This is a genomic window from Bartonella sp. MU37NMGALS (genome assembly GCF_042194015.1).
Lineage (GTDB): Bacteria > Pseudomonadota > Alphaproteobacteria > Rhizobiales > Rhizobiaceae > Bartonella > Bartonella grahamii.
The window spans coordinates 1-14,492 of the sequence record NZ_JBHIML010000005.1; the positions used below are offsets into that span (position 1 = coordinate 1).

The 14,492-nt window shown below is 35.2% G+C and carries 12 protein-coding genes and 1 tRNA gene; 3 read left to right on the forward strand and 10 right to left on the reverse strand.

All coding sequences use genetic code 11. The annotated features are described in order from the left end of the window. Nucleotides 1–181: 181 nt before the first annotated feature. The 4 genes from ACFIJP_RS04100 to ACFIJP_RS04115 form a co-directional block, all read right to left on the reverse strand. Nucleotides 182–257, reverse strand: a tRNA-Thr gene (locus ACFIJP_RS04100). Between the two features lie 205 nt (nucleotides 258–462). Then, nucleotides 463–1,821, reverse strand: a complete 1,359-nt coding sequence (accC, locus tag ACFIJP_RS04105) for an acetyl-CoA carboxylase biotin carboxylase subunit (RefSeq protein WP_375625732.1) — start codon at nucleotides 1,819–1,821, stop codon at nucleotides 463–465. Nucleotides 1,822–1,835: 14 nt separating this feature from the next. Then, nucleotides 1,836–2,333, reverse strand: a complete 498-nt coding sequence (gene accB, locus ACFIJP_RS04110) for an acetyl-CoA carboxylase biotin carboxyl carrier protein (RefSeq protein ID WP_273787930.1) — start codon at nucleotides 2,331–2,333, stop codon at nucleotides 1,836–1,838. Nucleotides 2,334–2,575: 242 nt separating this feature from the next. Beyond that, complete coding sequence (locus ACFIJP_RS04115) at nucleotides 2,576–3,448, reverse strand: DsbA family protein (protein ID WP_375625734.1); 873 nt, start codon at nucleotides 3,446–3,448, stop codon at nucleotides 2,576–2,578. A 344-nt stretch (nucleotides 3,449–3,792) separates the two neighbouring features. Here ACFIJP_RS04115 and glpD point away from each other — a divergent pair, with 344 nt between their 5' ends. From glpD to cobT, 3 genes are all read left to right on the forward strand, one after another. Then, nucleotides 3,793–5,313: a glycerol-3-phosphate dehydrogenase gene (glpD, locus tag ACFIJP_RS04120; protein WP_375625736.1), complete on the forward strand. Its 1,521-nt coding sequence runs from the start codon at nucleotides 3,793–3,795 to the stop codon at nucleotides 5,311–5,313. A gap of 703 nt (nucleotides 5,314–6,016) precedes the next feature. Further along, entirely contained in the window at nucleotides 6,017–6,997 is a 981-nt protein-coding gene (gene dusA / locus ACFIJP_RS04125; protein ID WP_375625738.1) for a tRNA dihydrouridine(20/20a) synthase DusA, read from the forward strand. A gap of 392 nt (nucleotides 6,998–7,389) precedes the next feature. Next, the gene (gene cobT / locus ACFIJP_RS04130; RefSeq protein ID WP_375625740.1) at nucleotides 7,390–8,376 is read left to right on the forward strand and encodes a nicotinate-nucleotide--dimethylbenzimidazole phosphoribosyltransferase; all 987 of its coding nucleotides are present in this window, start codon (nucleotides 7,390–7,392) and stop codon (nucleotides 8,374–8,376) included. A gap of 48 nt (nucleotides 8,377–8,424) precedes the next feature. Here cobT and ACFIJP_RS04135 read toward each other — a convergent pair whose 3' ends face one another. The 6 genes from ACFIJP_RS04135 to rnr form a co-directional block, all read right to left on the reverse strand. Further along, complete coding sequence (locus tag ACFIJP_RS04135) at nucleotides 8,425–8,916, reverse strand: Lrp/AsnC family transcriptional regulator (RefSeq protein WP_273722692.1); 492 nt, start codon at nucleotides 8,914–8,916, stop codon at nucleotides 8,425–8,427. A gap of 21 nt (nucleotides 8,917–8,937) precedes the next feature. Further along, complete coding sequence (locus ACFIJP_RS04140) at nucleotides 8,938–9,567, reverse strand: uracil-DNA glycosylase family protein (RefSeq protein WP_375625742.1); 630 nt, start codon at nucleotides 9,565–9,567, stop codon at nucleotides 8,938–8,940. A gap of 28 nt (nucleotides 9,568–9,595) precedes the next feature. Continuing rightward, the gene (locus tag ACFIJP_RS04145; RefSeq protein ID WP_375625744.1) at nucleotides 9,596–10,153 is read right to left on the reverse strand and encodes a thermonuclease family protein; all 558 of its coding nucleotides are present in this window, start codon (nucleotides 10,151–10,153) and stop codon (nucleotides 9,596–9,598) included. A gap of 330 nt (nucleotides 10,154–10,483) precedes the next feature. Then, a complete protein-coding gene (rpmG, locus tag ACFIJP_RS04150) occupies nucleotides 10,484–10,651 on the reverse strand; it encodes a 50S ribosomal protein L33 (RefSeq protein WP_004864083.1) in 168 nt (55 codons plus the stop codon). A gap of 313 nt (nucleotides 10,652–10,964) precedes the next feature. After that, entirely contained in the window at nucleotides 10,965–11,930 is a 966-nt protein-coding gene (locus tag ACFIJP_RS04155) for an MFS transporter (RefSeq protein WP_375625745.1), read from the reverse strand. Between the two features lie 288 nt (nucleotides 11,931–12,218). Further along, nucleotides 12,219–14,492 (reverse strand): ribonuclease R, encoded by a 2,274-nt coding sequence (gene rnr, locus ACFIJP_RS04160; RefSeq protein ID WP_375625747.1) that lies wholly within the window; start codon nucleotides 14,490–14,492, stop codon nucleotides 12,219–12,221.

Consider the following 14,492-nt stretch of genomic DNA (forward strand, 5'->3'; position numbering starts at 1 on the left):
TTTAGAATTAGAGACCCTTTGGACCTCTGGTTTTGCTAAAAAACCACCCCGAAAAGAACTCTTGATTCGTAATAATTAGAGAGACGTGTTGTAAAATCCTATTCCCTAACTTTTATTTACGCGTCCCTCACAGTAAAAAACATATGGAAAATCAATAAATTATTTTGGATAAAAAAGAGCATGGTGCCCCCAGAGAGACTCGAACTCCCGACCCCCTGATTACAAATCAGGTGCTCTACCAACTGAGCTATAAGGGCGTAACCACGTAGGAGTTAGCACAAACTCACAAAAAGGAAAACAGAAAATTATCAAATTTTGTACATATTAAAAGAAAACTATATAACAAATAAAAAAATAACCAACTTATTTCCTCTTTTACCACTTTTTACAGCAAGATTGGAATTATCCTTATGTTGATATCTTATAGACTCTTTTATAAGATATCAACATTTTGCTATCGAATTACGAATCTGAAGACTTTGATTGATGAGAAAGGTATTTTTCTAGCCAGTGAATATTATAATTACCATCAGCAACATCTTGATTATTAATAAGATCGCGAAAAAGAGGTAGTGTAGTTTTTATTCCATCCACGACAAATTCATCTAAAGCACGCCGTAAACGCATCATACATTCTAAACGGGTACGCCCATGAACAATCAGTTTTCCAATCATACTATCATAATAAGGAGGGATACGGTAACCTGAATAAGCACCTGAATCAACACGAATCCCTAAACCTCCAGGTGTATGAAAATGTGTAATGGTTCCAGGTGATGGCGTAAAGTTAATAGGATCTTCTGCATTAATACGGCATTCAATGGCATGACCAGAAAAACAGACATCATCTTGTGTCACTGAAAGCTTGCAGCCTGATGCAATATGGATTTGTTCATGGACTAAATCTATACCTGTAATTGCTTCAGTTACAGGATGTTCGACTTGTAAACGCGTATTCATTTCGATAAAATAAAATTCGCCATTTTCATAAAGAAATTCAATAGTACCAGCTCCACGATATCCAAGTTGGGCACAGGCATTTGCAACAATACTACCAATTTTTTTTCGTTCAGTTTCACTAAGTGCAGGTGATGTAGCTTCTTCCCATACTTTTTGATGCCGTCGTTGCAGTGAACAATCGCGTTCTCCTAAATGAATAGCATTTCCCGCACCATCACCTATGACTTGAATTTCGATATGACGGGGTTTTTCTAAATATTTCTCTATGTAAACAGCGTCATCACCAAAAGCAGCTTTCGCTTCTGAACGCGTTGTTTTGAGAGCTATAGAAAATTCTTGTTCAGAATGAACGACTTTCATACCACGTCCGCCACCACCGGCAGAAGCTTTGATAATAACGGGATAACCAATTTCACGAGCGGTGCGTAAAGCATCAGATTCTTCAGTGACTGCTCCATCTGAACCGGGAACTACAGGAATACCAAGTTTTTTGGCGGTTTTCTTTGCTTCGATTTTATCGCCCATGATTCGGATATGAGTAGCTGTTGGACCGATGAATGTAATATCATGGGCTTCTAGAACATCTGCAAATTTTGCATTTTCAGAAAGAAAGCCATAACCTGGATGAACAGCATCAGCTCCTGTAATTTCACAAGCAGCAATAATTTGCTGAATACTCAAATAAGAATCGCGAGCAGGAGGAGGGCCAATACAAACACTTTCGTCAGCAAGACGAACATGCATTGCATCTGCATCAGCGGTAGAGTGAACAGCCACGGTTTTTATGCCAAGTTCTTTACATGCACGTAAAACGCGAAGAGCAATTTCTCCCCGATTAGCAATGAGGATTTTTCGAATCATGGTTGCCCCTCGCTTTATTCAACAATAATAAGTGGTTCACCAAATTCAACAGGTTGGCCATCTTTGACAAGAACAGTGGTTACCGTGCCTGAGCGTGGTGATGAAATTTGATTCATTGTTTTCATGGCTTCAATAATAAGTAATGTCTCTCCTTCAGAAACATTTTGTCCTACTTCTACAAAAGGTTGTGCACCTGGTGAAGGTGCAAGATAAGCTGTTCCAACCATCGGAGAGGTTATTGTGTTTTTTGATTTATCTTCTTGGATAGATTGTATAGGAGATTCAGTTGTTGGGACTGGAGAAGATGTTACAGAAAAAGTAGGAGTAGAAACAGGAGCATAGATTGCTTGCTCAGAAGAAGTTAAGGTATTTTGGCGTGAGACACAAATACGAAGCTCCCCTTGTTCAACTTCAATGTTCGTTAAATTGGTATCATTCAAAATTTCAGCAAGATCACGAATAATTTTCGTATCAATTGCGGTTTTTGCCGAATCCATTTTTTTTGTTGCCATTTTATTTCTAACTCCTTGATCAATGAAGATCGTCATTATCTCATTTTATGACCGAATATCTCTAGATTAGGGATGACATCTTTTGAGGCTTTAAAGATTTTTATTTCCTTTAAATCATTATACTTTGCAATTTAAAACTCGTATCTGCTTTACGCAAAATTGCACTTATAAGCCTGTTATCAAAAAAGAGAAAGCATAAAATTACCTCACTTATAGTATTCTTCCTAAAACTAATTAGGTATTCACCGTGTATTGTCTATCGCTTGTTTTAGAGTATCTTGTCTGGCTGCGCCAATGAATATTTTATTACCAATGATGTAAGAAGGTGTTCCCGTAATATGAAGTTTAGAGGCAATTTGGATATTTTCTTTAAAAGCGTTTTGTAGAGTGGGATCTTTTATTGCATTATGTAGTTTTTTTTCATCTGCTCCTAATGAAACAGCTATTTTAATAGCTTTAGCTTCATTTGCGCGACCCTGATACATTAAAAGCGTTTTGTGAAACTGAGGATATTTCTCTGGAAATTGTTTTCGAAATGCGTAGGCAACAGTATGGGCTGCCATAGAATCAGAGCTTAAAATTGGTAAATCCTTAATAATAACCTTTAAATCTGGATATTCTTTTATCAAGTCTTCTATATGTGAATAGGAACTTTTACAATACCCACAGTTGTAATCAAAAAAATTGACAAGCACTTTTTTACCATTTGGGTTTCCCAAAATGGCGTCATGAGGAGAATGAAAAATTTCTTTTTCTAATAAATGGATGACAGAAGTTTGTATTTTGTTTTCGTATTCATTCTGTTTTTCCAGCTTATCTTGAAGAATAAGCTGCATTTCAATCAGAATTTCTGGATGAGTAAGAAGGTACTCTCTGACAATTTGTTGAATATGATGAGAATCAGTATGTGGTATCATTTTTTCTTTAAGCTTAGATAAAAAGCTAGAATCTTCCAAAAGTTGTGTTTTAAGCTTTTCTAAGCTTAAATGATTTGCTGTTTTTGAGTGTGATGTTGCGTTTGATAAAGAAGGTAAAAAGATTAAAATACTCGACATAACTGGGACTAAAATTTTTGAAAGAGGTGTTATTTTCGAATTTTGAGAGTGATGAGTCATCTGTGTACCTTCACATTTCCTAGTGTGTCATTGAGTGAACTATATGAAAAGCGTTATCTATGTGCAATAAAGCATTTAGCTATAGTGTGTATTTAAGAGTGAGAAAAAACATCAATTTTTCTCTAAAAAGACTTCATATGATGAACCTTGGCTTGGCAAGGATATTTTTTGTAAAAGATAAAAAAATTCTCTTTAATTTGTCAAATGTTGTTTTGATGTATAAGGGTATCAAAAGCTTTTTGTGCGTGTTTATTTTAGGAAAAAGTACGTTGATAATACAATGAAGAACCCTTGTATTATTTTTTCCTATTGCTTTATTGAGTACTGAGAAACAAACTTAAATAATGAAAAGTGAAATTATGAAAACCACAACACATTATGAACTGTTTATCATTGGGGGAGGGATAAACGGGTGTGGATTGGCAAGGGATGCAGCAGGACGCGGATTTAAAGTGGGATTGGCTGAAATGAACGATCTTGCATCTGGGACCTCAAGTGCGTCAACAAAGCTTATTCATGGCGGGCTTCGTTATCTTGAACATTATGAGTTCAAGCTTGTTCGTGAAGCATTGAAAGAACGCGAGATCATTTTACGTATGGCTCCACATATTGTGCGTCCTTTGCGTTTTCTTCTTCCTTATCATAAAGAATTGCGCCCTGCTTGGATGTTGCGTTTTGGACTTTTTATTTATGATTATTTAGGGAATTGGAATCAGAAATTATGGCGCAGTAAAACAATTAATTTTTCAAAAAAATTTCGCTCTACACTGAAGAAAGAATATCAGAGAGGTTTTGAATATTCTGATGCAAGAGTAGATGATGCGCGTTTAGTTATTGGCAATGCTCGTGATGCAGAAAAATGGGGCGCTGATATAAAAGTACGAACAGAAGTTCTCTCTTTAAAAAAAGAAGACAATAAATGGCGTATCGTTCTTCAAGACAAGTTAAGTAGCAAAAAATATAGTGTCACAGCTTCTTATGTCGCGAATATGACAGGACCTTGGATTGATCATGTTTTGGCAAGCATATTAGACTATAACGAACATCCACCAGTACGACTTGTTAGAGGTTCTCATATTTTGGTTCCCAAGCTTTATACTCATGATCGTGCTTATATTTTTCAAAATGGTGATGGGCGTATTATATTTGCTATTCCCTATCAAGAAGAATTTACCTTGCTTGGAACAACAGATTGTAATTATCAAGGAGATCCGGCTGACGTTCATATTACTGATACAGAAATTGATTACATTTGTGCAGCAGCCAGTGAATATTTCATACAACCAGTGTTGCCTGAAACAATAGTCTGGTCTTACTCTGGAGTTCGTCCACTCTATGATGATGGAGCTTCAAAAGCACAAGAAATTACGCGCGATTATGTTTTAAAAGAAATGGGAACAGGAACAACACCAAAGATTCTTAATCTTTATGGTGGAAAGATTACAACTTATCGTAAGTTGGCTGAAGATGCGATGAAATTTGTTGAAAAAGCGCTTGGTAAAAAGGGAGCATCATGGACGGCTAAGACAGTACTTCCAGGGGGCGATTTTCCCTATAATCAATTAGATATAATCGAAAATAAGATTGCTCTTTTGATGCCAGATTTAGATGCTTTTACACATCGCAGACTTGCACGCTCCTATGGTACGGAAGCATTAGTGATATTTGCACATGGTAAGGAAAATAGAGGAAAAAATTTTGGACATGGGCTTTATGAAGTAGAAGTAAAATGGTTGATGGAAAAAGAATGGGCTAAAGTATGTGAAGATGTGTTATGGCGTCGTTCAAAACTTGGTCTCCTATTTAATGAGCAAGAGGTTGATACTCTTTCTTCCTATATGCAAAGCCAACAAGAGACTGAATAACCTTTATGATCATTTCATTTTACAGATTTTATCTGCAATATTGTAAAATATTTTCTTCAAGAAATACTGGTGTTAGTCATACATTTTAAAAAGACAATGATTGTCTATACCCTAATTTTAGTTTTTTTTGCAAGAATCATAAAATGGCAAATTAGATAGAATATTTAGGATAAAATTTATCTATCTTATAAAGTGAAATCCAAGAATGTTACCAAGAATTACTCATTGAGAAAAAATGATTTATAATTATATGCGTGTAAAATAAGGATTTTTGTTCTTTCTTGAGGAGAAGATAAAAGCATCTTCTGTAGCGTTTATTTGCACAATAATTTAAAAAAATCTAAAGAAAATTAAATCTATTATGAAAAATTGTACAATGTTTTAGTTTATCGTTTATTATCTTAAACGCTGTGCTAAATCATGTAAGGATAGAGGCTTGATGAGCGTAAGAAGAACTTGTAAATGAGTTTTTTATATTATAGTGAAAATTTTTTTCATGTTTATATACCTAAACAGTAATCTGTGAGAAATGCCATATTGTGTTTTATCATGATTGATTGTAGTAAACCTTTATAACAATTGAAGATAATGGGCTGTTATTATACTCATGATAGTATAAGAGAATAAAATTTTCCGTAAACTAAAATTAAGTATTTTTCTATGTATAAAGAGAGAGCTATAGGGATATGAGAGTAATACCCTCATGACATTTTACAACCTTCCATCGCCTGTAAAATTTGCAGTAGCACCAATGTTGGACTGGACAGACCGACATTGCAGGTTTTTTTATCGTCTTTTAACGAAAAAAGCACTCCTTTATACGGAAATGGTGGTAGCAGATGCTGTCATTCATGGTGTTCGCGAACAATTGTTGGCTTTTAGCGATAAAGAATGTCCAGTTGCATTACAATTAGGGGGGGCGGATCCGAAAAAGTTAGCAGAAGCTGCAAGAATTGCTGAAGATTTTGGCTACAACGAAATAAATCTCAATGTCGGTTGTCCATCAAATCGTGTTCAAGCAGGTGTCTTTGGGGCTTGTTTGATGCTACATCCAGACATTGTGGCAAATGCCGTGGAAGCGATGAAACGAGAAGTTACTATACCAGTAACTGTCAAATGTCGGATTGGAGTGGACGAACAAGATGAAGAGTTGGCGTTAGATCTTTTGGCTAATCAGGTTTGGAATGCTGGATGTGATGCGCTCTGGATACATGCACGCAAGGCATGGCTGCAAGGATTGAGTCCGAAAGAAAATCGCAATATTCCGCCCCTTAATTATGAAAGGGTTTATAGATTAAAACGTAAATATCCTCATAAATTCATTGGAATAAATGGTGGAATTAAATCGATTGATGAGATCAAAGAACACTTAACTTTCTGTGATGCTGTCATGCTTGGTCGCCAAGTTTATCATGATCCAGATTTGTTAAAACATATTGATTTTGAACTCTATGATGAGGCGCAAAATAATCTGAGTGAGAGTGATCTTATTGAGGTTATGTGTGATTATGCTGCTCGACATATTGCATCGGGGGGGCGGCTTTCTCATGTGACTCGTCACATGATTGGTTTATTTCATGGGCGGGGTGGGGCACGTCGATGGAGGCAAATATTATCAAATGATGCGACAAAACCAAATGCAGGTATATGTATTTTAAAAGAAGCTTTTTGTGCTCTCATTTAATAACAGCCTGACAATTAACATATGTTAAAGTTGAGATCCTTTGTGTTTTGATTTCTTTATGATCATTTTGATCCTTTTGATTTTATAAGTTTTTGAAAGTTTGCAACTTTTGTTATAGAAGGAATGTTAGAATTTATATATTAAACAACATGTTAATTGCTCCTATTTAATAGAGAAATAGATTAAGAGCATACTGTAAAAATAGTAATAACATATTGATAATATTTTAAATCTTTCATGTTTGCTATTTGATTAGAAAATAGAATATAGAAATCATTGCTTTCATAATATTTAATGTTTTTAAAGCACTGTTTAAAAAAACAATAAATTATTCATATCCTGTATATATGACGTGATTTTCATAAACATTGTAGATTTTAAAAGGTATCCTTATGACCGCTAGTCCATTTGATGATTTTCGTGCTTTGCTTACAAATTTACCTGTTGCTGATGAGTTTTCTATAATTTTGGCAAAAAAACGGCAAAAAAACTTAATAAAAGAGCAAGGAACATTGGGAAAACTAGGGGATATTGCTGTTTGGTATGCGGGATGGAGGGGGACAGAAAAACCTATCGTAACGCGACCTTTAGTCGCTATTTTTTCTGGAAACCATGGTATAGTAGAAGAAAATGTTACACCATTTCCACAATCTATGACACAAAAGATGGTGCAAAATTTTGCATCGGGTGGAGCTGCTATCAATCAAATTTGTATTGCTTATGATCTTGGATTAAAAATTTTTGATTTAGCATTGGAATATCCAACAATGAATATTACGAAGGATGCCGCAATGGATGAGCGGAGTGCGGCTGCTACAATGGCATTTGGAATGGAATCCATTGCGGGTGGAACAGATCTTTTATGTATTGGAGAAATGGGCATTGGAAACACCACAATAGCTTCAGCTTTATGCTTAGCATTGTTTGGAGGAGAAGTGGAAGAATGGACAGAAAATGGTATGGAATTAGACGATGATTTTTATCAACGTAAAATTGCAGCGGTTAAAACAGCCATTTCTTTACATAAGGATTATTTTAATGATCCTTTTGAGATAATGCGTCGCTTAGGAGGACGTGAAATTGCTGCCATGGTTGGTGCTATTTTAGCAGCAAGAATAGAAAAAATACCCGTTATTTTAGATGGTTTTGTGGCAACAGCAGCTGCAGCGGTCCTTTATAAAATGCATCCAAAAGCTCTTGATCATACCCTTGTTGGACATGTTTCTTCTGAGAAAGCTCATCGTAAACTTTTAAACAAAATTGGCAAAGAACCACTTCTGGATTTTGGGATGAGTCTTGGTGAAGGGACAGGAGCAGCTATAGCAGCTGGTATTGTCAAAGCTGCTGTTTTAACACATGCACAAATGATGATTTTTTAACAAAAAAGTTTGAATGCCTAAAAGATAATGAGATGATATAAAAAACTCTTAAGGATTTTGTTCATGCGTCTTGTCATGTAATTTAATATAATTAAGTGGAAGTTCCGTTGTATATTTAATCTGTTCCATTGCGAAAGAAGATGAGACATCACGGATGTCAATTTTAGAAATTAATTTTTTATAAAAAAGATCATAAGCTTCAATGTTGGGCACAACAACACGCAATAAATAGTCAATATCTCCACTCATTCTATAAAATTCAATGACTTCACGGAATTCTTGTACAATTTTTGAAAAACGCTTAAACCATTCATGACTATGTGTGTTTGTGCGAATAGACACAAAAACAGTGACATGCGCATTCACTTTTTCTGGAGAAAGAACGGCAACACGACGCTGAATGACGCCATCTTCTTCAAGCTTTTGAATTCTACGCCAACAAGGAGTGGTCGAAAGTCCCACTTTTTTAGCAATATCAGCAACAGAAAGTGTCGCATTTTCTTGCAAAAGATGTAAAATTTTTCGGTCAAGACGATCCATATTTTTTCTCAATATTTTAATTTATAAAAATTTACGCACTAAACGACGCAGATATACAATAAGCTCATCGTTAAACCATGGATTTTTCTGTAACCAAAAAGTATTTCGCCATGATGGATGAGGCAAAGGCATAACATTATAGCCTTGAGGTTGGGGAATGGAAAGAATATTTCTCCAATCACTAACGGTTGCTGAAACAGTTTTATGTTTTAATTCCGTAATATGCCATTTTTGCGCATAACTGCCAATAGCAAGAACAAGCTTTATTTGAGGCATCGCTTGAAATGTCTTTTCATGCCATATTTCTCGACATTCACGTCTCGGTGGTAAATCAGCTTTATTTTTGTCATAACCTGGAAAACAAAATCCCATAGGAACAATAGCAAAAAGAGATCTGTTATAAAATTCTTCTTTCGTTACCCCCAGCCAATCACGCAGCCTTTCGCCAGAGCGATCATTAAAAGGGATAGAAGTTTCATGGACACGCAATCCCGGTGCTTGTCCTGCGATTGCAATCGAAGCCGTATTGGATAAATAAACGATGGGATTTGGTTCGTGAGGAAGAGGAGGAAAATAATGTGGTTGTTGGATACAAACACGACAGGAATAGATTTTTTTTTCAAGTTTAATAATTTTATCACATCGTTTCATTGGTCAATGAAATTAAAAAATATTTTTCTTATTCTGTGCGAGGATTTGCTTTGCGCCATTCTCGCGGTCGTTGAAAACTTGATGCCCATATTCCTTTCTTTTTCCTTCTAGCTTCTTGTTCTTCTTTGGGATATTCATAATAACTTACAGCCCAACCATTATGTACAAGCGTCGCGTTGATATTGCTAACTTGTTTTGTTTTACATGTTGCAAGGATACGACGGTATTGGTCTGTTTTATGCCAGAGACATGTAACAGTTTGATTTTCTATTAGTTTTTCTAAATATTTTTTTGCCTCAAGCCCACAAGGGTAGCGTTTCTCCTTTTTTCCACAAAATTGGTGGAGTTCAGGAGCATCAATTCCAGCAAGTCGAATCCTAATTGAAGAAATCATGATAGAATCACCATCAATGATTAGTGCATTTCCTTTAACAGAGTTTTGAGAAAAAAATTTTTCTTTTTGAGGCAACTGCTGGTTCTGCTTAAAATAAATTGACATAACGATAAGAAAGCTAGCAGCGACAAAAATACTGAAACCGGTAATTTTTTTTAAACTTCTTAGATTAAAATGAGAATTTTTTTTCATGAAACCAAGAAACTGCTAACATTATTATAACGCACTCTATTTTAGTATTGCTTATAATTCGTCCAAAATTCCATTTATATGACGAAACAATGTCTCGTTTTAATGAAAAAATCTCGTTAGATAGCACAATAATCAATACTCATGTAGAATATATGTAAGCAACTTAAATAATAAATCAACTTATCCAAATTCGTACAAAACATACAAATTTTAAAGTAAACTTTTTAAACTTAAGGGAACAAAAAACACCCCTCAAAAAATAACGTTGAAGAGCAATATCCCCACATTCCTTTTGGAGTATAAGATCTATCGATTCAATGATAAGTCTATTTATTTAATTTTTGTTTCTTTAAATTCAACGTGCTTTTTTACAACTGGATCATATTTACGCTTGCTCATTTTATCTGTCATTGTACGGCTGTTTTTCTTTGTTACATAGAAAAAACCGGTATCTGCAGTTGATAAAAGCTTGATCTTAATGGTTGCTGCTTTAGCCATAATGTAAGAACCCTATTTATACTGAAAAAATATTATCTTGCTATCAAAACCTATTTTTGATGTCATCAGATTTTCCAGCAACACTACGGATGTTCTCAAAAAAGTCAAGAGCTGATTAATTTTCTTATAAGTTGGACAAACACCAAAGTGACATATAAACTAAAAAAAACAGCTATAGCTATTGAAAAACCGAAAGGATTAAAGATATCCATGGATTTTCCGATAACGGTCGGCCCGATAAGCATACCAATTCCATAGCAAAAAATAAAAGCAGAATTAGCAGCAGCAAGTTTTTGTCCCTTGAGACGTGCCCCTAGATGTGCAAGACCGATTGTATAAAGGCTCGCTCTGATACACCACCAAGAAGGAACAGATCAAGCATTAGAATCCATGGATATTGAATGATCCATGGTACCATGAAAGTTCCCACAAAACCTAAGATAGCGCAACTTATCAGCGGATAGCGTCGATCTTTGGCATAATCGCTTATAATGCTAATAGGAATTAAGAGGAAAACATTTCCGAGCGCAAGGGCTGCCATAAAGTGTGCTGCTTCATTCTCATTATAACCAATGGATAAACTAAAGGGTGTAATAAGAGTTAATGCGCCCATTTGAATAGCACCGTAAACAAGTACTGCCATCATAGCGCTTGGAACGTGAAAAAGATAACGAAAAAATGGTGTATATTGGCTTTTTTGAAATTCTGGACTTAATTTCCAAGCGGCAAGAATTGGGATAGCAGCTAATATAATAAGACTATAACCAACAGCAAAAGGAATAAATCCTTGTGTTCCCACTTTTGCTAATAGCGTTGGACCTATCGCAAACCCTAATCCTAGGACAATAGCATAAATGGAAAGAACCAAACCACGTCTTTTAGGGGGAGCATAACTGTTGATCCAAAACTCTGACAGGATAAACATAACCGTCATAGTAAAATGTAATATAAACCTTAAAATGAACCAAACCCATATGGATTCGAAAAAATAGAATCCTAAAAAACTTAACGATCCTATGGCCATCATAAATAATATCGTTTTAGAAATGCCTAAGCATAGGGCGATTCGAGAAGTAAAAATAGCTGCAACAATTGTGGCAAATCCACCAACAGTTCCACTATAGCCGATCATACTATTGGAAATACCTTTCTCTGCCATAAGAAGAGAGACAAGTTGTGTTCCTATTCCCAATGCTGTTCCAACGGTGCCAATAGTTACAATAGCTGCAATAATTGCACGCAAAGAATTGTTTTGAGAGTTAAAAGCTTTTTTTTTCATGAGAATGGCTTAAGGTACTTTTGTTTATTTAAACAATAAAAAGATGAGCTGAAATGAAAGGGAGCCAAAACTATTCTTTGCAGTTTTTCTCATTCCTTGAGTATAAAAAACTGCAAGATTTCTATATGGTTATTATAGAGATAGCAATAAAATTTATCCTCTTGTATATTAAAGAAAGAAGATTGTACACATAAAATAATAAAAATATTATATAATATAAGTCATTTCTTAATTTGAAGTTATTCATTCTTTTATTATTCATATTCTATTTAATGGAGGATAAGAAGCTTAATTTTTTCTCCCATAAAAAGTATGCTTTTGTTTTTTAAATTTGTTTTTATGGTAAGATGTCGGTGAAAATTTTATTGGACGAGGTTTTGTTAAGAGTTCAAAGCATAAAGCGCCAGCAAAAGGTTGTACCGTTATAAGTTTTACTTCTACAACATCACTGAGCTGATAGCCTTTATGGCTACGCTGTCCTACAAGAACATGATGGGCTTCATCAAAATGATAATAATCATTTTTAAGTGTAGAAATATGGACAAAACCATCTGTGTTGAGTTTATCAAGTGAGATAAAAAGACCTGCTTTTGTAACTCCGGAAATGCGACCTGTAAAAATACGGCCGATTTTATTCGTTAAATAGTGAGCAACAAGCCGATCAATAGTTTCCCTTTCAGCCATCATTGCACGGCGTTCATATAAAGAAATTTGCGTAGCAATTTCTGCGAGATTTTGTTCTTGTGTATCTGTTAACTGATCATTTCCTAATTTCAGCGTTTTAATGAGTGCTCGATGAATAATAAGATCAGCATAACGACGGATAGGGGATGTAAAATGTGTATAATTATGTAGGTTTAAACCAAAGTGGCCGATATTTTTGGGATTATACTCAGCTTGAGATTGTGAGCGCAGAATAACTTGGTTGATCAATTCTTTTTGTGGTGTATTCGTCATTTTTGCCAGAATGCTATTAAGGCGCGCTGAGGTAAGTTCGCTTCCGCGGGAGAGTGGTATCCCCAAACTTTGAAGAAAGCTCCGAAGTATTTCTTGCTTAGCAAGAGAAGGTTTTTCATGAATACGATAAATGAGGGGCTGGTGATGTTGTTTTAATGTTTCAGAAGCTGCAATATTGGCTTGTATCATAAACTCTTCAATTAAACGATGCGCTTCTAATTGTGTTTCACTCACAACATCTTTTATGCATCCATTTTGATCAAGAATAATCTTTTTTTCTGCAATTTCTAATTCTAGTGGTTGGCGACGATTTCGCGCAGCTTTAAGGCATGTATAGGCTTCCCATAAGGGTTGCAAAATGCTCTCAAAAAGAGCGGCTGTTTTTTCATTTATATTACCTTCAATTGCCAATTGTACTTCTTGATAAGAAAGCTTGGCTCTTACACGAATCATAGTACGATGAAAACTATGTTTTCGTTTATTACCATTTGCATCAAAAATCATACGAACGGCTAAAGCTGGTCTTTCTTTTCCTTCACGCAGAGAACATAAATCATGAGAAAGGCGCTCAGGTAACATTGGCACAACGGTATCGGGAAAATAAACAGAATTTCCGCGTTTCAAAGCTTCTTTATCTAATGCGCTTCCTGTTTTGATATAGTAAGAAACATCTGCAATGGCCACAATAATAATCCAACCATCATTATTTGCTGGGTCCTTATCCTTGGTTGCATAAACTGCATCATCATGGTCTTTTGCATCTGGTGGATCAATTGTAATAAATGGTAACTGTCGCCAATCTTCACGATTATCCATATTGGCAGCTTTGATATGTTTGACTTGCTCAAGAACACTTTCAGGAAAAATATAAGGAATTCCTTTCGAAAGAAGTGCTATCATTGAGAGTGTTTTTTCACTCTTAATATGCCCTAAAACATTTTTTATTTTTGCGCTCTTTAATCCGTAACCAGTATTTTTTTTAATTTCGACTTCAACGAGATCACCGACTACAATCTTCATTTCTGGAGACATTTCAACAATGAGTTCATTGGTTTTGCGGTCTATAGGATCAAGGCGCCATTGATTATTTTCAAATTTTCTTACAACAGCAAATGCGCTTTTGGGAGATATATCAATTTTACGAATAATTCGTCCCGTATAAGGGGGGCTTGAGCTTTCAGAATTTTTATTTCGAAAAACTTTTACAAGAATATGATCTCCAACACCAATGCTACTTCCTTTTATGTGATGAAAAGAGTGTATTTCAATATTGGGCTTTGGAGAATCTTCCCATTCAAGAGGTTGTGCAATAAAACTCCCATCTTTATCACGTCCGCTAATTTTTACTAAAGTAACAGGGGGTAATTTTCCTTTGTTTATTGCTCTTTTGTGTTGTTTAGATATAAGATTTTGATCCTTCAACTCACGTAATATATCTCTAAGCCAAATACGAGAATCGCCTTTTAAGTTAAAAGCTTTGGCGATTTCTCGTTTACTTGAGTGGTTAGGATTCTCATTTATAAAGGAAAGGATTTCTTCCTTATTGGGAAAATTTTTCCCCTTGAATGTAGAGAGATAATTTATGTTTTTTTTACCTTTAGCCAA